Origin of the sequence: Bradyrhizobium sp. Rc2d, assembly GCF_900099855.1 — a bacterium.
Lineage (GTDB): Bacteria > Pseudomonadota > Alphaproteobacteria > Rhizobiales > Xanthobacteraceae > Bradyrhizobium.
On the sequence record NZ_FNCU01000027.1, the window covers coordinates 12,265 to 34,511 of the forward strand.

General features: G+C 64.2%; 24 protein-coding genes. 10 read left to right on the forward strand and 14 right to left on the reverse strand.

Translation table 11 applies throughout. From position 1 onward, the window contains the following. Window positions 1–64: 64 nt before the first annotated feature. The 9 genes from BLV07_RS28115 to BLV07_RS28150 all read right to left on the reverse strand — a co-directional run bounded on the left by BLV07_RS28115 (window position 65) and on the right by BLV07_RS28150 (window position 9,172). A complete protein-coding gene (locus BLV07_RS28115) occupies window positions 65–1,042 on the reverse strand; it encodes an SDR family NAD(P)-dependent oxidoreductase (protein ID WP_091892447.1) in 978 nt (325 codons plus the stop codon). Between the two features lie 154 nt (window positions 1,043–1,196). Beyond that, window positions 1,197–2,015: an aldo/keto reductase gene (locus BLV07_RS28120; protein WP_091892631.1), complete on the reverse strand. Its 819-nt coding sequence runs from the start codon at window positions 2,013–2,015 to the stop codon at window positions 1,197–1,199. Window positions 2,016–2,279: 264 nt separating this feature from the next. After that, window positions 2,280–3,854: an alkaline phosphatase D family protein gene (locus tag BLV07_RS28125; protein WP_091892449.1), complete on the reverse strand. Its 1,575-nt coding sequence runs from the start codon at window positions 3,852–3,854 to the stop codon at window positions 2,280–2,282. Window positions 3,855–4,031: 177 nt separating this feature from the next. Further along, window positions 4,032–4,451, reverse strand: a complete 420-nt coding sequence (locus BLV07_RS28130; protein WP_091892451.1) for a hypothetical protein — start codon at window positions 4,449–4,451, stop codon at window positions 4,032–4,034. Window positions 4,452–4,559: 108 nt separating this feature from the next. Continuing rightward, complete coding sequence (locus tag BLV07_RS28135) at window positions 4,560–5,561, reverse strand: NAD(P)H-dependent flavin oxidoreductase (protein WP_091892453.1); 1,002 nt, start codon at window positions 5,559–5,561, stop codon at window positions 4,560–4,562. A 97-nt stretch (window positions 5,562–5,658) separates the two neighbouring features. Beyond that, complete coding sequence (locus BLV07_RS28140; RefSeq protein ID WP_091892455.1) at window positions 5,659–7,278, reverse strand: DHA2 family efflux MFS transporter permease subunit; 1,620 nt, start codon at window positions 7,276–7,278, stop codon at window positions 5,659–5,661. Beyond that, a complete protein-coding gene (locus tag BLV07_RS28145) occupies window positions 7,275–8,429 on the reverse strand; it encodes an HlyD family secretion protein (RefSeq protein ID WP_091892633.1) in 1,155 nt (384 codons plus the stop codon). Before BLV07_RS28145 ends, BLV07_RS28140 begins: the two co-directional genes overlap by 4 nt. Before the next feature lie 191 nt (window positions 8,430–8,620). Next, window positions 8,621–8,782: a hypothetical protein gene (locus BLV07_RS47790; protein ID WP_165405280.1), complete on the reverse strand. Its 162-nt coding sequence runs from the start codon at window positions 8,780–8,782 to the stop codon at window positions 8,621–8,623. Between the two features lie 15 nt (window positions 8,783–8,797). Beyond that, complete coding sequence (locus BLV07_RS28150; RefSeq protein ID WP_091892457.1) at window positions 8,798–9,172, reverse strand: PRC-barrel domain-containing protein; 375 nt, start codon at window positions 9,170–9,172, stop codon at window positions 8,798–8,800. 158 nt (window positions 9,173–9,330) lie between these two features. Between BLV07_RS28150 and BLV07_RS49015 the strand changes: the two genes are divergently transcribed. From BLV07_RS49015 to BLV07_RS28185, 7 genes are all read left to right on the forward strand, one after another. Continuing rightward, the gene (locus tag BLV07_RS49015; protein WP_143035506.1) at window positions 9,331–9,687 is read left to right on the forward strand and encodes a thiamine pyrophosphate-binding protein; all 357 of its coding nucleotides are present in this window, start codon (window positions 9,331–9,333) and stop codon (window positions 9,685–9,687) included. 8 nt (window positions 9,688–9,695) lie between these two features. Next, window positions 9,696–9,923 carry a hypothetical protein gene (locus BLV07_RS28160; RefSeq protein ID WP_091892459.1) on the forward strand — a complete coding sequence of 76 codons (228 nt, stop codon included), beginning with the start codon at window positions 9,696–9,698 and terminating at the stop codon, window positions 9,921–9,923. Window positions 9,924–10,009: 86 nt separating this feature from the next. Beyond that, window positions 10,010–10,561 (forward strand): DUF4142 domain-containing protein, encoded by a 552-nt coding sequence (locus BLV07_RS28165; RefSeq protein WP_091892461.1) that lies wholly within the window; start codon window positions 10,010–10,012, stop codon window positions 10,559–10,561. Between the two features lie 202 nt (window positions 10,562–10,763). After that, window positions 10,764–11,654, forward strand: a complete 891-nt coding sequence (locus tag BLV07_RS28170) for an SDR family oxidoreductase (RefSeq protein WP_091892463.1) — start codon at window positions 10,764–10,766, stop codon at window positions 11,652–11,654. Window positions 11,655–11,753: 99 nt separating this feature from the next. Further along, window positions 11,754–12,341, forward strand: coding sequence for a phosphatase PAP2 family protein (locus BLV07_RS28175; protein WP_091892465.1), 588 nt, complete (start codon window positions 11,754–11,756; stop codon window positions 12,339–12,341). Beyond that, entirely contained in the window at window positions 12,338–12,685 is a 348-nt protein-coding gene (locus BLV07_RS28180; protein WP_091892467.1) for a DUF3147 family protein, read from the forward strand. Before BLV07_RS28175 ends, BLV07_RS28180 begins: the two co-directional genes overlap by 4 nt. Continuing rightward, window positions 12,685–13,170 carry a hypothetical protein gene (locus BLV07_RS28185; RefSeq protein ID WP_091892468.1) on the forward strand — a complete coding sequence of 162 codons (486 nt, stop codon included), beginning with the start codon at window positions 12,685–12,687 and terminating at the stop codon, window positions 13,168–13,170. Before BLV07_RS28180 ends, BLV07_RS28185 begins: the two co-directional genes overlap by 1 nt. 148 nt (window positions 13,171–13,318) lie before the next feature. Here BLV07_RS28185 and BLV07_RS47805 read toward each other — a convergent pair whose 3' ends face one another. Next, window positions 13,319–13,477, reverse strand: coding sequence for a hypothetical protein (locus BLV07_RS47805; RefSeq protein WP_176945809.1), 159 nt, complete (start codon window positions 13,475–13,477; stop codon window positions 13,319–13,321). 174 nt (window positions 13,478–13,651) lie between these two features. Here BLV07_RS47805 and BLV07_RS28195 point away from each other — a divergent pair, with 174 nt between their 5' ends. Next, entirely contained in the window at window positions 13,652–13,900 is a 249-nt protein-coding gene (locus BLV07_RS28195; RefSeq protein ID WP_091892472.1) for a hypothetical protein, read from the forward strand. Between the two features lie 142 nt (window positions 13,901–14,042). Here BLV07_RS28195 and BLV07_RS28200 read toward each other — a convergent pair whose 3' ends face one another. The 3 genes from BLV07_RS28200 to BLV07_RS28205 form a co-directional block, all read right to left on the reverse strand. After that, window positions 14,043–14,246, reverse strand: a complete 204-nt coding sequence (locus BLV07_RS28200) for a hypothetical protein (protein WP_091892474.1) — start codon at window positions 14,244–14,246, stop codon at window positions 14,043–14,045. 80 nt (window positions 14,247–14,326) lie between these two features. After that, window positions 14,327–14,458 (reverse strand): hypothetical protein, encoded by a 132-nt coding sequence (locus tag BLV07_RS49780; RefSeq protein WP_283806538.1) that lies wholly within the window; start codon window positions 14,456–14,458, stop codon window positions 14,327–14,329. A 112-nt stretch (window positions 14,459–14,570) separates the two neighbouring features. Beyond that, window positions 14,571–14,765 carry a hypothetical protein gene (locus BLV07_RS28205; protein WP_091892476.1) on the reverse strand — a complete coding sequence of 65 codons (195 nt, stop codon included), beginning with the start codon at window positions 14,763–14,765 and terminating at the stop codon, window positions 14,571–14,573. Window positions 14,766–14,858: 93 nt separating this feature from the next. Between BLV07_RS28205 and BLV07_RS28210 the strand changes: the two genes are divergently transcribed. Then, window positions 14,859–15,371, forward strand: coding sequence for a DUF4142 domain-containing protein (locus BLV07_RS28210; protein ID WP_091892478.1), 513 nt, complete (start codon window positions 14,859–14,861; stop codon window positions 15,369–15,371). 3 nt (window positions 15,372–15,374) lie between these two features. Here BLV07_RS28210 and BLV07_RS47810 read toward each other — a convergent pair whose 3' ends face one another. Further along, complete coding sequence (locus BLV07_RS47810) at window positions 15,375–15,668, reverse strand: hypothetical protein (protein ID WP_176945810.1); 294 nt, start codon at window positions 15,666–15,668, stop codon at window positions 15,375–15,377. Between the two features lie 278 nt (window positions 15,669–15,946). Here BLV07_RS47810 and BLV07_RS28220 point away from each other — a divergent pair, with 278 nt between their 5' ends. Further along, complete coding sequence (locus tag BLV07_RS28220) at window positions 15,947–22,243, forward strand: HAMP domain-containing protein (protein WP_091892483.1); 6,297 nt, start codon at window positions 15,947–15,949, stop codon at window positions 22,241–22,243. Window positions 22,244–22,247 lie beyond the last annotated feature (4 nt).

Below are 22,247 nucleotides of genomic sequence, written 5' to 3' on the forward strand. Positions count from 1 at the left end.
CTCCATGATGACGGGCGCAAAAGAATCGAGGACGTAAGACTTGAGGTCGAGCGCCGCTCCGGTTTCAGCTTGCCGGAGGTAAGCCGGGATCGATCCCTGTCATCTTGACGGATACGTCCCACAGCCGCCGGGCAAGCTGCGGATCTCTCGCCTCCTTGGAACAGGCGGCGGAGTTTTCGTAGGACGGTCCCCGCAAACCAGAAAGTCCTGTCGGTCCGTAATAGCCACCGGGCTTTATCTTCTGGTCAGTCGCCGCTTGCAGTGCTCCCCCCGCGCCCATGGCGGGCGTAGTGCCCAAGAGCGCGCCCATCAACGACATCACCATGGTGCTCCACCCGCTATCGCGGGCGAGGCCTGTTCCCACAAGGCCCGGGTGACAGGCCACGGCCGTTACGGGCGCTCCCGCCGCCTGCAGCCGCCGGTCCAGCTCGAACACGAAAAGCAAGTTCGCGAGCTTGCTGGCGCCATAGCGAGGGAGCCACTTGTAGCTTTTCTCCGCGTTGAGGTCGTCCCATTCGATCTTCGCGCCCTTGTGCTGACCGCTGCTCTGGATGACGACACGCGACCCTGGTGTTTCCATCAGCTTGGGCAGCATGAGCGCGGTAAATGCGAAACAGCCTAGCTGGTTGACGCCGAAGGTCTGCTCGAAGCCTTGCGCCGTGTGCTTTAGCGTCGGCCCCAGCACACCGGCATTGTTGATCAGCACGTCGATGCGCGGCTCCTTGGCGGCTAATTCGGCCGCTTTCCGAACATTCGCCAGATCCGCCAAATCGAGCGGCAGGAAAGCGAGATCAGCGCCGGGGGTCCTCTGCCGGATTTTGTCCATGGCGGCTTTCGCCTTCGATTCGCCACGCGCTGGACGAAGACGGGCATCTCCCCAATGCAACTCGCCGAGCACCTCTCGGCAACGTCTGAGGGCATCAAGTTCAGCGCGAAGACTTCGGCCGAGTACCTCGACCGCATGCGCATCGCCGTCAGGATCGTTTGCTGCGGCGCTGCCCCTGAAGCCTCTGCTCGCTCCCGGAGAGCACCATGACGACATTCGTCATGACGGAAGCGACATCGGGCATCGGCAGACTCTGGCTTGGCGCGCGCGGCGCGCCTCCGGCTGTGCCCGCTCATCGGCGTTCTTAAGAAACGGCGGCCGAAGGCCGCCTATGCCACCCTCTCCCACAAGGGGAGAGGGAAGCAGCCAGCTAATCCCACGCCGGCGCGAAGCCGGGATTGACGCAGCGCCTGTCCTTCGGCAGCGCGGCGATCTTGTTGCGGTCGGCGTCGTCGAGCGTGATCTTCAGGGCATCGAGATTGGCCTTTTGGCTCTCGCGCCGCGAGGCCTTCGGAATCGCCGCGACGCCGTTCTGATCGAGCAGCCATTTCAGTGCGACCTGCGCGGCGGTCGCATTGTGCTTGATCCCGATCTCGCTCAGCACCGGATCTGTTGCGAAGCGCCCCTGCGCCAACGGACAATAGGCGACGAGCGGGATCGACTTGGCGTTGAGATAGGCCAGCACCTTCGATTGATCGAGCATGGCATGATATTCGATCTGGTTGCAGGCGATCGGCGCCTTGATGTCCTCGACGGCGATCTTGAGCAGCGCTGTGGTAAAGTTCGCAACGCCGATCGCCCGTGTGCGCCCCTCCTCCTTGAGCTTCATCAGGGTCTCGAACGCCGCGCCCCAATTGGCGGCTCTCGACGGCCAGTGCACGAGATAGAGGTCGACATGGTCGAGCCTGAGCTTGTTCAGGCTGGCGTCGAAAGCGCGACGGATCGCGTCCGGTGCCAGATTTTCGTGCCAGACTTTTGTGGTGACGTGCAGCTCGCCGCGCGGCACGCGGGAAGCGGCGATGGCCGAACCGATCGAGTCCTCGTTGGCATACATCTCGGCGGTGTCGATGTGGCGATACCCGATCGACAGCGCGCTCTCGACCGCGGCGCGGCAGACGTCGCCCTGCATGCGGAAGGTGCCGAGGCCGAGCTTGGGCATGCTGATGCCCCGTGTCTGCAGATGCTCCATGAACAGGCTCCTGACGTCATTCATCCCGCCGGACGCGCGGTGACAGACTCTTCGGTGATGGAAAGGAAGTGGTGGGAGTGGCCACCATAGCGCTGGTGGCGCCGGGCGGCCAATCAAGATCGGGTTAGCTTTGGGGCGCAGAATGCTTCCCCATCGTCATGGCCGGGCTTGACCCGGCCATCCACGCCTTGCCCCGCGGCACAAAGAACGTGGATGCCCGGGACAAGCCCGGGCATGACGACCAGGGCTCAGTGCGGCCGTCCCTCACGAATGCTGCGCCACCACAGCCGGTCGGGCCGGCCGCCGCGGCACGATATCGACCGACCAAAGGTCACGGTTGTCGACATCCTTCAAGGTCACGGTCATCACGCCGCTGCGGCCGTCGATGTCGACCCGGCCGAAGAACTGCAAGCCGAAGCACGGCGCCAGATTCTCGCCCTGCGCCGCGCTACAGCCGTGCTGGTACATCGCGACCGGACCAAACGTGTCATCGAGCTCGCCCGGCCCCCAGGTGCCGGCATGCAGCGGGCCGGAGACGAACTCCCAGAACGGATCGAAATCCTGGAATTGCGCCTTGCTCGGATCGTAGTAGTGCGCGGCGGTGTAGTGCATGTCGGCGGTGAGCCAGACGATATTGCGGATTCCGGCGCGCTTGATGAACGCCAGCAGATCGGCAATCTCGTGCTCGCGCCGGTCGGGCGGTCCATTGCCGAGCGCAACGGCGTCGAGGCTGATCAGGCCGATCGGCAAATCGGCCGCGATCACCTTCCAGGTCGCGCGCGAGGCGGCGAGCTCGCGCTTGAGCCAGGCGAGCTGCTCGTCGCCGAGAATCCAGCCGCGATGGTCGTTTCCCTTGTTCCAGGTCTCGTCGCGATAGCTGCGCATGTCGATCATGAAGACGTCGAGCAGAGGGCCGTAAGCGATCTTGCGATAGACCCGGCCCTGTCGCGCGCCGATGTCGCGGATCGGCATGAAGTCGAAGAAGGCGCGGCGGGCGCGCGCAACCAGGAGCGGCGTGCCGTCGTCCTCATAGCCGGCGGCGTCGTGGCTGCCGGTCGGCGACCAGTCGTTGGTGACCTCGTGATCGTCCCACTGCGCGAACATCGGCACTTGCGCGTGAAAGGCGCGAAAGTGCTCGTCGAGATGGTTGTATTTGTAATTGCCGCGGAACTGCGCCAGCGTGTGCGCGACCTCGGCCTTGTCCTCGGTGACGATGTTGCGCCAGGTCTCGCCGTTCGGCAGCTTCTGTTCGGCAGGAATGGTGCAGTCGGCGTAGATGTGGTCGCCGGAGTGGATGAAGAAATCGGGGCGGTTGTCGAGCATGGTGCGATAGCTGCGATATCCGCCGCGCGAGACATCGATGCCCCAGCCCTGTCCCGCGGTGTCGCCGGACCACAGGAACGAGATCGACCGGCCCGCGGCCGGCGCTGTGCGGAAATGGCCGATGCGGCTCTCGCCGGCGATACCGGTCGCAATATCGTCGAAGCAGACGCGGTAGAAGATGTCCTGCCCGGGCGGCAGATCGTTCAGCAGCAGCTTTGCAGTGAAGTCGGCATCGGGCAGCGCATCTCGCGAACCCGACGCAATGATCGTCTTAAAACTCTCGACGGTCGAGCATTCCACCTGCATCCGCGCCGGCCGGTCGGCGCGCGCCCAGATCACGGCGGCGCCGTCAGAGACATCGCCGGACTGGATGCCGCTCGTGATCTGCGGACGACCGGCGGCGCGACTGAGATGCGGCTTTGCGAGCGTCCCAAGCGAGGCGATGGCGAGGCTGGAGGTCGAGCGAACCAAAAATTGCCGCCGGGTCCATGCCCGCGCGGCGCGGAGCGTTGCCATTCAGGAAACCTTCGTCGAATCGCGACGGAAGGTGCCTGCGCTCCTTGACTTACAGCTTACGGTTTCTTGACTGCGCGCCTACGGTTTTGCGACGCGGGGATGACGACTTCGACGAGCTCAGCGTCCTGCGGTGCAGGCTCCCTCGCCCGCCGAGGTGAAGAGCCAGCAGGGCTGCGACTAACGCTTCCAGTTGCAGATGCCGCCGGAGCGGCACGGCCACGTCTGGATGCGCGTGTCCCTTGCCTGCGCTTCCAGCGGATTGCCGTGACGACGTGACAGTTTGGTGCGCGCCGCACCGCGCGGCTGGGCGCTCCGGGCGTGGCCGACCTTGGGCTCGGCCACGTGCACGCGTTCAGCGGCGACCTTCTTTGGCACGTCGATCGGCTCGACGCGCGCCTGCGCCTCGTTGCCGCCGCGTGCCTCCAAAGCAACCGGCGCGAATTTCGTCTCCGGACCGAGCCGCTTCGGCGACAGCACGGCCTTGGACAGATCGAGACCCAGGTATTCGTCAGGCTTGTAGTCGTCAGCGCGCGCGATGCCCGCCCCTGCGAGCACGAGGGCCACGGCAATTGCAAAGGGAACGCTTTTCAGGACCACGGACGCCTCCTGAAATCGATTATGAAAGGGGCAATTTACCCGTATTTAGGAGGCGTCGCGCGCAATTCCAGCGGCCAATTGCCGCCGTGGTTAAGAAGTTTGGCGATGTCAGGCGACCTTTCGCGTCGTCCCTGTCCCATCCAGGAACCCGATCAGGCGGCTGCGGATGATGGTTTCCGCCTCGCTCATGATGCGGTCGACGAGTTCCTTGCAGGAGGGAATGTCGCGGATGAGGCCTGCGACCATGCCGCAGCTCCAGGCGCCCGCGTCCATCTGACCATCCAGCATGATCCTGGGATACACACCCGCGACCTGGTCGTGAATGTCGTCGATCGTGAGCTTGGCGCCCTTCGCGCGCTCGATCTCGAGCAGACGGTCGACATTGGCGTTCTTCAGGACGCGCTCGGTATTGCGCAGCGCCCGCATGATCAGGCGAGTGTCGAGCTCGGTGGCGGCGACCAGCGCATTCTTGACGTTCTGATGCACCGGCGCTTCCTTGGTGGCGATGAAGCGCGTGCCCATGTTCATGCCGGCTGCGCCCAGCGACAACGCCGCAACGAGGCTGCGCCCGTCGGCCATGCCGCCGGAGGCGACGAACGGGATCTTCAATTCTTCCGCAGCGCGCGGCAGCAGGATCATGTTGGGAATGTCGTCCTCGCCGGGATGGCCACCGCATTCAAACCCGTCGACGCTGACGGCGTCGCAGCCGATCCGCTCTGCTTTCAGCGAGTGGCGGACTGAAGTGCACTTATGGATGACCTTGATGCCGGCGGCCTTCAGCGCAGGCATGTATGCTTCCGGGCTGCGGCCCGCGGTTTCCACCGCCTTGATGCCACCTTCGACGATGGCCGCGATGTATTCCGGATAGGGCGGCGCCGAGAAGGCCGGCAGGAAGGTGAGATTCACGCCGAACGGCTTGTCGGTCATGTCGCGGCAGCGCGCGATCTCCTTGGCCAGCAGCTCGGGCGTCTTCTGCGTGAGCCCGGTGATGATGCCAAGCCCGCCGGCATTGGAGACGGCGGCAGCCAGCTCGGCAAAGCCGACGAAATGCATGCCGCCCTGGATGATCGGGTGCTCGATGCCGAACAGTTCGGTGATCGCGGTCTTCACTTAGTTCTCCTCCCGGAATTTTGCCTGATGTCAGGTTCAGTCTAGCCGCAGTCTCGTGCCGCGGTCACCATTTCTCTCCGAACGGGTGGAGGGCCCGTCAGTGCCCCCGCGCCGGCGCGCGCAAATCGATCCGGCGCAGCACGGCCGCGGTGGGAATCATCAGCACCGCGACGATGGCGAGCGTCCAGAACACGTCGATATAGGCGAGGAAATCGACCTGTTGCTGCAAGGTCTTGCCGACCCATGCGACCGCCTGCGACGCTGCATCGCTCGCATTAGAGCCCTGCGCCTGGAAGTAGCGCGTCATCGCCTCGATGGTCTGCTGGTAACCGAGATCGGATGGCGCGGCATGCTCGATCAGGCGGCTCTGGTGGAATTGCTGGCGCTGCGCCAGAATGGTCTGCGCCAGCGCGACCCCCATGGAGCCGCCGATATTGCGGGCGACGTTGATCAGCGCCGAGGCTTGATTGGTCTTGTCCGGCGCGATGCCGTCATAGGAGGCGGTCGTCACCGGCAGGAACAGGAAGGGAAGACCGAGCGCGAGGAAGATGCGCGACAGCGCAGCGTAGCCGTAGGTGATGTCTCCGGTCAGCCCGGTGAGATGCCACATCGAGAACGCGGCGATGGCTGCACCAAACATGATGAGATATTTCGGCTGCACGATGCCGACGAGGCGGCCCACCACCGGCATCAGCACCAGCGTCGCGACGCCGCCGGGCGACAGCGCGAGACCGGCCAGCATGGCTGTGTAGTTCAGCTCGGTCTGGAGCAGTTGCGGCAGGAGCTGCGTCGTCGAGATCAGCACCGCGCCGGTGCCGAGCATGACGAGGAAGCAGGCACCGAACTGGCGCCGGCCAAGCAGGCGAAGGTCGACGATGGGCTCCTCCCGCGTCAGCTCCCACGGAATCAGCGCGAGCAGCGAGACGGCCGCGAGCACCGCGAAGACGACGATCATGTTCGATCCGAACCAGTCATTGCGCTGGCCTTCGTCGAGCACGAATTCGAGCGAGCCGAGCCCGATCGCGACGAGGGCGAAACCGACATAGTCGACGCGCAGACCCTTGCTGAGCAGCTTCTCCCTCTCCTCCTCCGCGCCCGACGGCTCCTTGACCAGCGTGCCGACCAGGAACAACGACAGCAATCCCATGGGAACGTTGATCAGGAACACCCAGTGCCAGGTATACGTATCGGTAATCCAGCCGCCGAGCGTCGGGCCGATCACCGGCGCGACGACGACGGCGACGCCGTAGATGGCAAAGGCCTGGCCGCGCTTATGCGGTGGGAAGGAGTCGGCGAGGATCGCCTGCTCGCTGGTTGCCATGCCGCCGCCACCGAGGCCCTGCAAGATCCGGAACAAGACCAGCGATTGCAAATTCCAGGCGGAGCCGCACAGGAGCGACGCGATCGAGAACGTCGCGACGCACATCATGTAGAAGCGCTTGCGGCCGATCACGGTCGACAGCCAGCCCGAGATCGACAGCACGACGGCGTTGGCGACGAGATAGCTGGTGATGACGTAGGTACTCTCGTCGATGCCGACCGCGAGCCCGCCGGCGATGTGGCGCAATGCGACATTGGCGATGGTGGTGTCGAGCACCTCCATGAAGGTCGCGATCGAGACCACGAAGGCGATCAGATAGGGATTGTGCCCACCCGCCGCCGAACGCTCCGGCGACCAGCCGCCGGCGGACGCACCGCCTTGCGTGAGGTCCGTCATCGCACCCTGGTCCAGGGCACGACCGACATGCCGGGACCAACAGGCAGATCGGGCGGCCAGTTGTCGACCACGATCTTCACCGGCACGCGCTGTACCACCTTGACGTAGTTGCCGGTGGCATTCTCCGCCGGCAGCAGGCTGAACGCGGTGCCCGAGCCCGGCTGCACCGAATCGACGTGGCCGGTCAGCTTGCGGCCGGGATAGGCATCGATGCGGATCTCCACCGGCTGGCCCGGACGCATGTCGTTGAGCTGCGTCTCCTTGTAGTTGGCGACGATCCAGACCTCGTCGGGCACGAACATCATCAGGCTCTGGCCGGCCGTGATGAATGTGCCCTTGGCGCCGCTCAGCTTGACGACGCGGCCGGACTGCGCGGCAACGACGCTGGTATATTGCAGGTTCAGCTTGGCCTGATCGAGCTGCGTTTGCGATTGCTCCAGCTGCGCCTTGGCGCCTTCGAGCTGCGCTTGCAGCGATTTGATGCCGAGTTGTGCCGCCGTGACTGCGGTCCTCGCGCGCTCTGTGTTGGCTTGCTGGGCTTGAAGATCGGAACGGGTCTGCTGCTGGCGCTGCACGGTGCCGGCGCCCTTCTCGACCAGATCCTGCGCCCGCGCAAATTCTTCCTGCGAGAACTGAAGCTGAGCTTGCGCCTGCTCGAGCTGAGCCTGGGCCTGCTTGATCTGCTCCTCCTGCGAAACGATCTGCGCCTCGACATTGTCGATGTTCGCCTTGGAGACCGCGACCTGCGCGTTGGCCTGGTCGGCCGCGATCCGGTAGTCGCGCTCGTCGATCTTGGCGAGCAGCTCTCCTGCATTGACGTGCTGGTTATCCGTGACCGGAACGTCAGTCACGTAGCCACCCACTTTCGACGCCACGGAAAAGCTGCGCGCGGCGACGAAAGCGTCGTCGGTGGATTCGTAATGGCGGATCTCGAGCCAATAAAGCAGACCGCCGACGAGCGCCGCAATCAGCACAATGGCGCAGCCAGTTGCGAGCAGCCAATGCTCGCGAAGCCGCGCGCGCAACGGCGGCGCCGGCTTGTCCGACTGGTCTTTGCCGTCGCGGGCTTGATCATGATTCGTTGTCGGAGCTTCCTTCGCCCTCTGCGGCTGCTCCGCGGACGGCCCACGCTCCCGGGTTTGAGCATCCACGCTGAACACCTTTTCTCGGGACTAACGGCCGCGAGCCGATTGAGCCGAGCTCGCGCGCCGGGAGCCCAACCACAGCGCAGAAGCATGGTTCCGTCTTGCCGGAACGCCGCTGCCATTCGTGAACGCGGTGCTCAAAAAAGCGCGGCGCCGGCGCGCCACGCTTCGATGGTCTTACGGGAAAGTACGCACCGCTAGTGCGTCTTGGTCTCGTGCCACTTCTCGAGGTCGGGCTTTACCTCTTTGTCCGAGACCTGTTCTTTCTCTGGATTGCCCTTCCAGGGCTTGTCCGTCTGTCTGTGCGAGCCCCAGTCGTTCCGATCCCGGGGATCGTCGGTGGGCCGTTCCTTGCTCATCGCATCGTCCTTTTGCTACACGAAGGGGACGCCGTAATAGGCATTGATACCGCGTACAGCAGCGTCATCGCCCCAGTTCCACTCGGTCTTTTCGCCGTATTTTGGAGCGCCTTCCAGATCCTTCGCGGTAATTGCGGTAACATAGCCGCCAAGTTCGGTGTCGTATTTCAGCGACTGCCAGGGCAATGGATAGTGGTCATTGCCAAGGCCGAGAAAGCCGCCGAAGCCAAGCACTGCGTAAGAGACCTTGCCAGTGATCTTGTCGATCATCACGCGTTCGATTGAACCGATCCTGTTTCGATCGGCCCCGTAGACCGATGTTCCCTCGACCTTGTCGCTCCCGATCAGGCGGCCCATCTCGTTCCGGTCAAGTTCGCCCTGATTCAGCATCGTAATTCTCCACTCAGCCATTCGTGAATCAACCGCGAGGGGTCAGCGATCGTTCCGGGTCGTGTTCCGCAAGCGCCAGGGAACAGCGCCAAGGAACATCGCTGTAAACAACAGGTTCTCTGAGGCTGACGAGGCCCCAACCGAGAGAGCCACGCGCAATGTCTCAGACCGTCTCCGACTTCATCGTTCAGCGCCTGCATCAATGGGGCGTGCGTCACATCTTCGGTTATCCCGGAGATGGCATCAACGGCGTGTTCGGCGCAATGAACCGGGCCGAAGGCAGGATGAATTTCGTGCAGGCGCGGCACGAGGAGATGGCGGCGCTGGCGAGCGATATGCCTGTCGTGCTGGAAGTGAAAACCGATCCCGAGGTGCCGCCGCTGCCGCCGCACATCACCTTGCAGCAGGCGAAGAACTTCTCGCTCGCCCTGATGAAGGGCGATCCGAACGAGAGCGGGATGATCAAGGGAGCTGCGCGGCAGGTGCTCGAATCGATTCTGCCCGGAAAGCAATGAGGTGAACCATGAGTGACTTCCGCGACATCCAGCACGGCGTCAACGACCCCGTCGACGGCGTCGACGTGAAGTGGCGTTTCAACGACAACCGGACGCCGCATGAGCGGGCACAGCGTCATGCCGACGTGCGCGCCGACGCCACCGCCGCGCCGGCCGAGTCGTTTCTGCCCGAGCGGCTTCGACGCAAGCCGACCGATCCCATCAATCCGCGCACGGGCCGCAATCCCACGGACTAGTCCGTTAGGAACCTCGGTCCTTGCGGCGTGTTGATCGGCGCAACATGGCGCGGCAAGTGGCCGCGACCAATTGGAGGGATCGGACCATGAAGCGAACCATCGTCGCTGTTGCTTGTGTGCTTCTGGCAGGCCCCGCATTGGCCCAATCGCTGGGCGAGAAGACCGGCGTCAATTCGGCGCTCGGCGTCGCGCCAACGACCGCCGACTTCGTCAAGGAGGTCGCCATCAGCGACATGTTCGAGATCGAGTCGAGCAAGCTCGCCGAGCAGAAGGGCAATGCGCAGGAGAAATCCTTCGCCCAGCAGATGGTGTCCGATCACACCAAGACCAGCGGCGAGCTGAAGGGACTGGTCGGCAACGGCAAGGTGCAGGCGACGCTGCCGACGGCGCTCGACAGCTCGCACCAAAGCAAGCTCGACAAGCTCAAGAGTGCGACCGGCAAGGACTTCAGCTCGGACTACAATTCCTACCAGGTCAGCGCCCATCAGGACGCCGTCTCACTGTTCGACCGCTATGCCAAGGGCGGCGATAATGCCGCGCTGAAGGATTGGGCCGGCAAGACGCTGCCGGCGCTCAAGCACCATCTCGACATGGCCAAGGAGCTCGGTAAGGCGCCGAGCGTCGGTCAGTCCAAGTAGGTCTCGACCGGGGACGCCGACTCTGCCGGCGTCCTCCTCGTCTCAGCAACGATGCCCTTCTCCGCGCGTTGGATCACAGAATCGCGGAGATCCTCATGGCGCAGCAAGACAAGACCTCGGTATCCCGCCGGGTCGTCACGCCGCGAGCGCAACGCTCGCGGCGGCTTCGCTGGCCTCCTCGACGGCGGAAGGAGATACGTCCATGGCCGAGCACGACCTGATCAATCCCGTCAGCCGCTATCCGAAGCCGCCGTTCAAGAAGCAGGCGCAGCCCTGGCCGGGCCTTGCCGGCAAGATGGAGCCGCGGCCGGATCATGGCGAGACCAGCTACAAGGGCTCCGGCCGGCTCGCCGGCCGCAAGGCATTGATCACCGGCGGCGATTCCGGCATGGGCCGCGCCGCCGCGATCGCCTATGCGCGCGAAGGCGCCGATGTCGCCATCAACTATCTTCCGGCGGAAGAGCCCGATGCGCAGGAAGTGATCGCGCTGATCAGGAAAGAAGGGCGCACCGGACTCGCGATCCCCGGCGACCTCAACGACGAGGCCTTCTGCAAGCAGCTGGTCGAGCAGGCCGCGCAAGGCCTCGGTGGGCTCGACATCATCGTCAACAACGCAGCGCGGCAGCAGACGCGCGCCTCCATCCTCGACGTCTCGTCGGAGGATTTCGACGCCACCATGAAGACGAACGTCTACGCGCCGTTCTGGATCATCAAGGCAGCGCTGCCGCATCTCAAGCCGGGGTCCTGCATCATCGGCACGACCTCCGAGCAGGCTTACGATCCCTCGCCGGATCTCTATGATTATGCGCAGACCAAGGCGGCGACGATGAACTATGTGAAGTCGCTGGCCAAGCAGCTCGCCTCCAAGGGCATCCGCGTCAATGGCGTCGCGCCCGGACCGATCTGGACGCCGCTCCAGGTCTCCGGCGGCGCCACGATGGAGAAGCTGGAAAAGTTCGGCGGCATGACACCGCTCGGTCGCCCCGGCCAACCGGTCGAGCTGGCCTCGATCTACGTGCAGCTTGCCGCGGCTGATGCAAGCTATGCGACCGGGCAAGTGTATGGCTCCGCCGGCGGAGCCGGACAGCCATAGTCGCGGCGCGGCCGGCTGATACCACGCGATTGAAACAGGAACATTCTTTGTCTCCGAGTTTTACAAAACTGACATGGAGGACATCTCGCCGGCGGACCGATGGCGCTTGTAGCAATCAAACCCACCCGGATCGACGCGGCGATCGCGAACGAGATCGCGCACAACACCACTTCGGGGCTCGAGCATGTCGCCCAGACATTGACCTGGGGTGCCGACGAGCACGTGCTCGTCGCGCTCGCCGCGGCGGGATGGCTCTACACCCGACTGCAGCAACCGCAGAAGCGTCGCATCGCCGATCACGTCCTGATGGTATCGCTGGCGACGGCCGTGCTGCCGCATGCTCTGAAATCCCTCTTCGATCAGACGAGGCCGGACCGGCTGACGGTTAGCGGCCACCGGCGCGGGATTCCCTATTCGGGGCGCCCGCGCGATGCGTTTCCCTCAGGTCACGCCGTGCACATGGGCGCCCTCGCCTCGGCCGCCGGCCTGTTGCCGCCGGTCCCGCGCCGCTTGGTGCGCTGCCTTGCCGTGGTCTTGTCGTTGACGCGCGTCGTGGTGCTTGCACATTGGGCCAGCGACGTGGTGGCGGGCTTCACCCTTGGCGTCGTCGTCGAGCGATTATTCAGGCCGTTCACGCTGGCAAAGTCACGGCAGCAGCGGCCTCCAGCCTCGCGGGTACGGCCATGACGGAATATCTCGTGCGCTTCGTCGCCGGCGGGCTGATCGTCTCCGTGTTCGCGATCGTTGGCGACATGCTGCGGCCGAAGAGCTTTGCCGGGCTTCTCGGTGCGGCGCCGTCGGTCGCACTCGCCACGCTTGGCATCGCCGTCGTTCAGCACGGCCCGCAATATGCCGCGGCCGATAGCTGGACCATGATCTACGGCGCGGTCGCCCTCGGCTGCTACAGCCTCGCCGTCTGCCACCTCCTGATGAGATTTCGTCTCGCCACGCTGCCGGCCACCATCCTCGCATTTGCGGTTTGGCTCGTGGTCGCCTTCGGCTTGCTTGCCGGGTTCGGAGGCGCCGCCTGATGCTGGTTAAGCTGTCATCATCCGCGCTGAAGCAAACGCATTGGTATGAATACGCGGTGCGCTTCGTGCTGGGCGGCCTCGCGACGGTAGCGGCAGGCCTGATCGGCAGCCATTTTGGCGTTGCCATCGGCGGACTCTTTCTCGCGCTTCCCGCCATCCTCTGTGCCAGCGCGACGCTGATCGAACGCCATGAACGCCGCGCCAAGGAAAAAGCCGGCCTCAGCGGGCGAAGACGCGGGCGGCAGGCCGCAGCGTTGGACGCGGCGGGCGCCGGCCTCGGAAGTATTGGCCTCGCAGCATTCGCAGCGGTCTTCTACGTCGTGGTGTCGGCGAGCATCACCGGGGCATTCGCCGCCGCCATCCTGGCCTGGGCCATGGTGTCCGTGTCGGCGTGGTGGCTGAGGCGCAAGCTTCGCGCCACCTCGGGCCGCCCGCAGCCCGAACGCGGGGCGCGATCAGCGAGGGGTTGGAGTTTCTTGCCGTAGCATCAGGAAATCGTACATCTCGGCGGCAGTCTGGAGCTGTTCGAGACGCGCAACAACGCAATCGCGTTGCTGCCCGTCCGGCAGCCTCGCCATCTCGTGCTCGAGCCGCACCCTCTGCGCCTCGAGACGTTGCTCAAATGTGTGTGGCTCAGAGCGTCTTCGCATTTTCCGTCCTTGGTGGCCGCAGGCCTGGGCTGTTCACCCAGCGCTCCACCTCCTCGATCACCTTCTGATGGCTGGGGCGCACTGGCTTCGATGCTTCTGCCTCTTCGGAAAGCTTGCGGGGCAACTTGACGTCGTCTGTCATCGCCTCTCTCCCTTCGCAGGGGAAATGCGCCAGCGCACGACTGGTTTCAATATTAACTTATTGATTTTACTTGCTATTCTTACTCATTTGGTGATTATTTCGACTCTTGTGGAACTCCCGCCAAATTCGTCGATTGAGTAAAATACTCAACTTGCTCAATTTGCGTGTTCGACCATGAATGACCTTCGCGCCGAGCGCCTTCAGGTTATGCTCTCGCCGGAAGAATTGGCCGCCATCGATGATTTCCGGTTCAAACATCGCATGCCGACACGGGCGGCAGCTGTCCGCGAACTGCTCAAGTTCGGGCTGGCCGCAGTGGGCGTCGATGCGGCAGCCGGCGTGAAGTCGAGCAGCTTCGGCGTATTTGGCCGCGGACCTGACGGACATACTCAGGGCGATCCCGACGGCGGGACCGAGAACTAACCCATAGGACGCTCCACAAACAAACGACCCCGGCACGGGGGGTGCCAGGGCCGTCCTTGGAGATTGCTTCCGGCGCACCGGGGGCATGACAACCGGAAGCAATCCGTCGACTCTTCGCGCGGGGATTCGTTCCTTGTAAGCGCTAACCCGTAGCGTCGCTCGAACCGTCCGGCATCACGCCGGAGCCTGGCGTCTTACTATCATCGTTCAGCTTGGGATCGCGTGTCGCCTCCCGCGACGGCGAACCTTTGGGATCCGTCTTGTGCACGGACTGCGCACGCCGCTTGTCACGCGGCTGCTCCTCCGCCCGCTTGTCCTTGACGATGCCGTGATCGGAATGGGCCATGATCTGCTCTCGCCTCTCTTGATGTTTCGCAGCGGTTACGCGCGGGCACGTCGATTGTTCCGGACGAGAGCACCCCGACGCTAGCTGTGTGCCGCGTGGACCGCAGCCGATGCATTTTCCAGATGCACCTGCCGCACCGTCGTTACCGTCGCGAAGGCGACCGAAACGCCAAAAGCGAGAATCAGGGAAAGAAGAGCCAGACGTGGAGTCATTGCGAAACCTCCTTCTGGAATCGAAAATCAACGCGATCGACTGTTCACGGATGATCCTGGATTGGTCTCTTGCATTCCGTGCGCGGTCTCACACACGGCCTCACGAGGACGACTATCTGTCCTGTTTTTGAGGGATATGGATCGTCACGGGCGGGATTTCTCCATCGAGCCAATCCTGTTCCGTCGCAAGCGCCGTCCAGGCGTCCGCCATGCGCGAATAGCGCCTGTAAGCGGGTTTCCCTTCCGCGCGCTCGGCGAGCTGAAGACAGTTGTCGGCGTTATCTCTGAAAATGTCAGACTGTTTCATGCGGAAGACGTGGGGACGGAACTCTCGGGTCGCAATGCCCTTACCGGATCGTAACGTTCAGGGAACTTCGCACGTCATCCGCCATTGATATCGATGCGAGTTCTCGTCGCCATAGTCCTGGTGTTCATCAGCACTGCGGCGCCTGCCGACAGTACTGGCGAGCGAAACCTTGGCGACCGCATGCCGAGCGCAACCGACGTCATCGGCGGCCTCTACGCCTTCAGTCGCTTCCAACAGGGTCTGCTGGAGAGCACCGACCTGAAGGGCAACACGGAGGTCAAGAATCTCGCCGCGCTGCGGGCCGAAGAAGCGGCCAAGCGCGACAAGGCGCTGAAACGAATTCAAGAGACGATCGGTGCGGAGCCGCGCGTCAGCAAGGCGACGTCGGCAAGCGCGAGCCTCATCGAACCCGAAACTTCGGACGGACCGACTTACGTCAGAAGCTTCTATGCCTCGCAGATTCCCGAATATGAAGCGGCCATCAACCTGCTTGAACGCTACCTGAAGGCGCCCGACAATGCTGCGCTTGCAGCGTTCGCGCGCGAGCAGCTCCCGATGCTGCGTGCGCAGGTCAAGGCTGCCGAGCGCACCATGGCGGACAAGTAGCCTTTACTTGTCATTCGGATGATGCTGCTGACTCTGCGGCCGCACGGTCCGGTCGCTCTCAGGCATTCTGTCCCGGCCTGCATCGCCATTGTCATCCTTGCCGCCCGAGGTCGAGGTGCCGCTGCCGCTCGGGTTCGATCGGGTCGCCGTTCCCGTGGTGGACGGATCCGCGCGGGGCGTGGCTGAGCTCGCGGCGGGATCGCCGGTCACGGCCCCCCGGCCACTGGGCGCCCCGCCTTGTGCGAAAGCTGGTCCGGCAAGCAACATGACGACTATCGCAGCCAATCCAGCTTTCATCTGCACTCTCCCTGCTCTTTGCGGGCTAACCGGCTGCCGCTGCGTTCCGCAAGGAGTGGCCCGCGAGGCGCCGACCAATGGGGGCCGCCGAGGCCAAATTCTTTGGAAATTGCGTGGAACCAGTCCGATTATTTGCGGTTAGTACAATCGGGCTGAGCAAAGCAGGTTCCATTTCCCTGCGCCGCAACCTTGGTGCTTGATTTCGAATTTGGCTGACGCTCTATTTTGACGAAACGCGTCTTGCCTGGGATTCGGCCGACGCCTGCGGGGGAATCAGTATGAGCGACCTCGATCCCGGCACTGCATCACGCTCCGGTCGTCGCGTCCCAAAGCCAAAACCCAACGGTACGTCGGAGCAGGATTCCCGGGCCGAATTGCTGCTTGCCTTGCAGGCGATGCGGAGCGGCGATTTCTCCGTGCGGATGAGTGGCGACTATCTCGGCATCGACGGCAAGATCGCCGACACTTTTAACGAAATCATCGCGGCCAACCAGCGCATGGCGCAGCAGCTCGAGCTGGTCGGCCAGGTGGTGGGCCGCGAGGGCAAGACTCGCCAGCGCGTGAAGTTCGGCCTCGCCTCGGGCTCCTGGGCCGACATGGAAGGGTCCGTCAACACGCTGATCGACGACTTGTTGTGGCCGACCCGCGAAGTGACGCGTGCAGTCGCGGCGGTGGCGCAAGGCGACCTGCTCCAGACCGTCAAGCTCGACGTCGACGGCCGCCCCCTGCGCGGCGAGTTTTTGCAATCGGCGACCATCGTCAACACCATGATCAAGCAGCTCGGCGTGTTCACCTCCGAGGTGACGCGCGTGGCGCGCGAGGTCGGCACCGAAGGCAAACTCGGCGGCCAGGCCCAGGTGCCTGAGGTGACCGGCGTCTGGAAGGACCTCACCGAGAGCGTCAACTCGATGGCGAACAACCTGACCAACCAGGTTCGCAACATCGCCGAGGTGACGATCGCGGTCGCCAATGGCGACCTGTCGAAGAAGATCACCGTCGACGTCCGCGGCGAGATCCTCCAGCTCAAGGAAGCCATCAACACGATGGTCGACCAGCTCCGCTCCTTCGCCTCCGAAGTGACGCGCGTGGCGCGCGAGGTCGGTACCGACGGCAAGCTCGGCGGCCAGGCGATCGTGCCCGGCGTCGCGGGCACCTGGAAGGACCTCACCGACAGCGTCAACGCGATGTGCGGCAACCTGACCGCACAGGTGCGCAACATCGCCAACGTGACCACCGCCGTGGCGCGCGGCGACCTCTCGCGCAAGATCACCGTGGACGTGCGCGGCGAGATTCTGGAGCTGAAGGACACCATCAACACCATGGTGGACCAGCTCAACTCGTTCGCTTCGGAAGTGACGCGCGTGGCGCGCGAGGTCGGCACCGAAGGCAAGCTCGGCGGCCAGGCCCAGGTGCCCGGCGTCGCCGGCACCTGGAAGGACCTCACCGACAACGTCAACTTCATGGCGTCGAACCTGACCGCGCAGGTCCGCAACATCGCCGACGTCGCCACTGCGATCGCGAGCGGCGACCTGTCGAAGAAGATCACCGTCAACGTCTCGGGCGAGATCCTTCAGCTGAAGGAGACGCTCAACACCATGGTCGACCAGCTCAACGCCTTCGCCGGCGAAGTGACGCGCGTCGCCCGCGAAGTCGGCACCGAGGGGCGGCTCGGCGGTCAGGCCAACGTGCTCGGCGTCGCCGGCACCTGGAAGGATCTCACCGAGAGCGTCAACTCGATGGCCTCGAACCTGACCGCGCAGGTTCGCAACATCGCGGAGGTGACGACGGCGGTCGCCGGCGGCGACCTGTCGAAGAAGATCACCGTGGACGTGCGCGGCGAGATTCTGGAGCTGAAGGACACCATCAACACCATGGTGGACCAGCTCAACGCCTTCGCCGGTGAAGTCACGCGCGTCGCGCGCGAGGTCGGCACCGAAGGCAAGCTGGGCGGCCAGGCCGTCGTGCGCGGCGTCGGCGGCACCTGGAAGGACCTCACCGACAGCGTCAATTCGATGGCCTCGAACCTGACCGGACAGGTCCGCAACATCGCCGAGGTCGCGACCGCGGTGGCGAAGGGCGATTTGTCGAAGAAGATCACGGTGAACGTATCGGGCGAAATCCTTCAGTTGAAGGAAACGCTCAATACCATGGTGGACCAGCTCAATGCCTTCGCCGGCGAGGTGACGCGCGTGGCGCGCGAGGTCGGCACCGACGGCAAGCTCGGCGGCCAGGCCGGCGTGCCCGGCGTCGCCGGCACCTGGAAGGATCTGACCGATTCGGTGAACTCGATGGCGGGCAATTTGACCGCCCAGGTTCGCAACATCGCCGAAGTCGCGACCGCGATCGCCGGAGGCGACCTCTCGCGCAAGATCACCGTGGACGTACGCGGCGAGATCCTCCAGCTCAAGGACACCCTGAACACGATGGTCGACCAGCTCAACCGCTTCGCGGGCGAGGTGACGCGCGTTGCGCGCGAGGTCGGCACCGAAGGCCGCCTCGGTGGTCAAGCCAACGTGCCCGGCGTCGCCGGCACCTGGAAGGATCTCACCGACAGCGTGAACTCGATGGCGGGCAACCTCACCGCCCAGGTCCGCAACATCGCCGAAGTCACCACCGCCGTCGCGCGTGGCGACTTGTCCCGCAAGATCACGGTGGACGTGAAGGGCGAAATCCTCGAGCTGAAGAACACCATCAACACCATGGTGGACCAGCTCAATGGCTTTGCCGGCGAAGTCACGCGCGTCGCCCGCGAGGTCGGCACCGAAGGCAAGCTCGGCGGTCAGGCCGAAGTGCCTGGCGTCGCCGGCACTTGGAAAGACCTCACCGACAACGTCAACTTCATGGCCTCCAACCTGACGGCCCAGGTCCGCAACATCGCCGAGGTGGCGACCGCGATCGCCGGCGGCGACCTCTCGAAGAAGATCACGGTGGACGTGCGCGGCGAAATCCTTCTCTTGAAGGACACGCTGAACACCATGGTCGAGCAGCTCCGCTCCTTCGCCGCCGAAGTCACGCGCGTGGCGCGCGAGGTCGGCACCGAGGGCCGGCTCGGCGGCCAGGCCGTCGTGCCCGGCGTCGGCGGCACCTGGAAGGACCTCACCGACAACGTCAACCTGCTCGCCGCGAACCTCACCACGCAGGTCCGCAACATCGCCGAGGTCACCACGGCGGTCGCGCGCGGCGACCTCTCGCGCAAGATCACCGTCGACGTGAAGGGCGAAATCCTCGAGCTGAAGAACACCATCAACACCATGGTGGACCAGCTCAACGCCTTCGCCGGCGAAGTCACGCGCGTGGCGCGCGAAGTCGGCACCGAAGGCAAGCTCGGCGGACAGGCGCAGGTGCCCGGCGTTGCCGGCACCTGGAAGGACCTCACCGATACCGTGAACCTCATGGCCGCGAACCTGACCGAGCAGGTCCGCGGCATCGTCAAGGTCGTGACTGCGGTCGCCAACGGCGACCTCAAGCAGAACCTGACGATGAAATCGCGCGGCGAGGTCGCGGCCCTCGCCGATACCATTAACAACATGACCGAGACGCTCGCGACCTTCGCCGATCAGGTGACGTCGGTGGCGCGCGAGGTCGGCGTCGAGGGCCGCCTCGGCGGCCAGGCCAATGTGCCCGGCGCCGCCGGCACCTGGAAGGACCTCACCGGCAACGTCAATCTGCTGGCGGCCAACCTGACCTCGCAGGTGCGTGCGATCGCGGAAGTCGCGACCGCCGTGACCAAAGGCGACCTGACGCGGTCGATCCAGGTCGATGCCCGCGGCGAGGTCTCGGAGCTGAAAGACAACATCAACACGATGATCACGAATCTCCGTCTGACGACGGACGTGAACACGGAGCAGGACTGGCTGAAGACCAACCTCGCGAAATTCACCAACATGCTCCAGGGCCAGCGCGATCTTACGACCGTCGGGCGGCTGCTGCTCACCGAACTGTCGCCGCTGGTGAACGCGCATACCGGCGTGATCTACCAGGTCGAGAACGAGGACAATTCCCAGCTCCTGCTGCTGGCGTCCTACGCCAGCGACGGCATCTATCCCTATCAGCGCGTGCTTCAGTTCGGCGAAGGCCTGATCGGCCAGTGCGCCCTCGACAAGCGGCCGCGCCTGGTCGCCGACATTCCATCCGACGTGGTGCCGATCAACTCGGCACTGCTCCGCGTCGCACCGAAGAACCTCGTGGTGCTGCCGGTGCTGTTCGAGGGCCAGGTCAAGGCCGTGATCGAACTTGCTTCGCTGATATCGTTCACGACGTCGCAGATGACGTTCCTGGAGCAGCTCACCGACTCCATCGGCATCGTGCTCAACTCGATCGAAGCGACGATGCAAACCGAAGGCCTGCTCAAGCAGTCGCAGCAGCTCGCCGGCGAGCTCCAGACCCAGCAGCGCGAATTGCAGCAGACCAACGACCAGCTCGAACAGAAGGCGCAGCAGCTCGCCGAGCGCAACGTCGAGGTCGAGCGCAAGAACCAGGAAATCGAGCAGGCCCGCCGTGCGCTGGAGGAAAAGGCCACCGAGCTCGCACTGACCTCGAAATACAAGTCCGAATTCCTCGCCAATATGAGCCACGAGCTGCGCACGCCGCTGAATTCGATCCTGATCCTCGGACAGCAGCTCACCGACAATCCGGACGGCAACCTCTCGGCCAAGCAGGTCGAATTCGCCCGCACCATCCACGGTGCCGGCACCGACCTGCTCAATCTCATCAGCGACATTCTCGATCTCTCCAAGATCGAGTCCGGCACGGTGACGGTCGACGCCGAGGAAATCCTGACCGCGAACCTGCTCGAGACCGTCGGCCGGCCGTTCCGGCACGAGGCGGACAACCGCAATCTGTCGTTCAAGATCGACATCGATCCGAACCTTCCGCGCAGCATCGTCACCGACTCCAAGCGCCTGCAACAGGTGCTGAAGAACCTGCTCTCCAACGCCTTCAAGTTCACCGCCGAAGGCGAGGTGCGGCTGAAGGTCGCCGGCGCGGTCGGCGGCTGGGGGACCGATCACCCGGTACTGAACTCCGCGCCGGCCGTGATCGCGTTCGAAGTGACCGATACCGGCATCGGCATTCCCCTGGAGAAGCAGAAACTGATCTTCGAAGCGTTCCAGCAGGCGGATGCCGGCACCAGCCGCAAATATGGCGGCACGGGCCTCGGGCTTGCGATCAGCCGCGAGCTCGCAAGCCTGCTCGGCGGCGAAATCCACCTGCGCAGCTCGCCGGGCAAGGGCTCGTCGTTCACGCTTTACCTGCCGTTGAAATATTCCGGCCCGACGCTCGCACCGCGCGCGGCGCCTGCGCCACACCAGTACAGCCAACCGCCGGCGCTGCAGCCGGCCGCGCCCGACCAGCAGCGCGTCATCGAGCAGCTTCCCGACGACCGGCTCAACCTCGAGCCCGGCGACACCATCCTCCTCATTGTGGAAGACGATCCGCACTATGCGCGCGTGCTCGTCGATCTTGCCCGCGACAAGGGCTTCAAGGTCCTGGTTGCGGCCCGCGGCGCCGAAGCGCTGGAGCTCGCCAAGCAGTACCAGCCGATGGCCGTCTCTCTCGATGTGTTCCTGCCGGACATGCTGGGCTGGACCGTGCTGAGCCAACTCAAGCACAATCCTCTGACCCGCCATATTCCCGTGCAGATCATCACGCTCGACGAGGACCGCCAGCACGCGTTGGCGCGCGGTGCGTTCTCCTTCGTCAACAAGCCGACGACGACGGAAGGCGTCTCCGCCGCGCTGACGCAGATCAAGGAATATGCGCGGCCGCGGCGCAAGCGACTCCTGATCGTCGAGGACAACGAGGCCGAGCAACTCTCGATCCGCGAGCTGCTGCATCACGACGACATCGAGATCGTGACGACGGATACCGGTGCCGGCGCGCTCTCGACACTGCGTCAATCCCCGTGCGATTGCGTGGTGCTCGACCTGCGGCTGCCCGACATGAGCGGCTTCGAGGTGCTCGACGAGATCCGCAACGACGAGGCGCTGTCGAACGTCCCGGTCGTGGTGTTCACCGGCCGCGAGCTTTCGGCGGAAGAGGATGCGGAACTCCACACCATGGCGCGCAGCATCGTGGTCAAGGGGGTGGAATCGCCGGAGCGCCTGCTCGACGAGACCGCGCTGTTCCTGCACCGTGTCATCACGGAACTACCGGTCGAGAAGCAGCGCATGCTGGAGAAGCTGAACAGTTCCGACGAGGACCTGATCGGCAAGACGGCCCTGCTCGTCGATGACGACGCCCGGAACATCTTCGCGCTGTCGAGCGTGCTGGAACGGCGCGGCATGAAGGTGCTGACGGCCACGACCGGCAGCGAGGCGGTCGCGCTGGTCGAATCCAATCCGGAAATCGCCATCGTGCTGATGGACATCATGATGCCGCAGATGGATGGCTATCAGACCATGGGTGTGATCCGCGAGAACCCGGCCTTCGCGCGGCTACCGATCATCGCGCTGACCGCCAAGGCGATGAAGGGCGACCGTGAAAAATGCCTGGAAGCCGGCGCGTCCGACTACCTCGCCAAACCCGTCAACACCGATCAATTGCTGCTTGCGATCCGCATGTGGCTGCACCGCTGAGTTG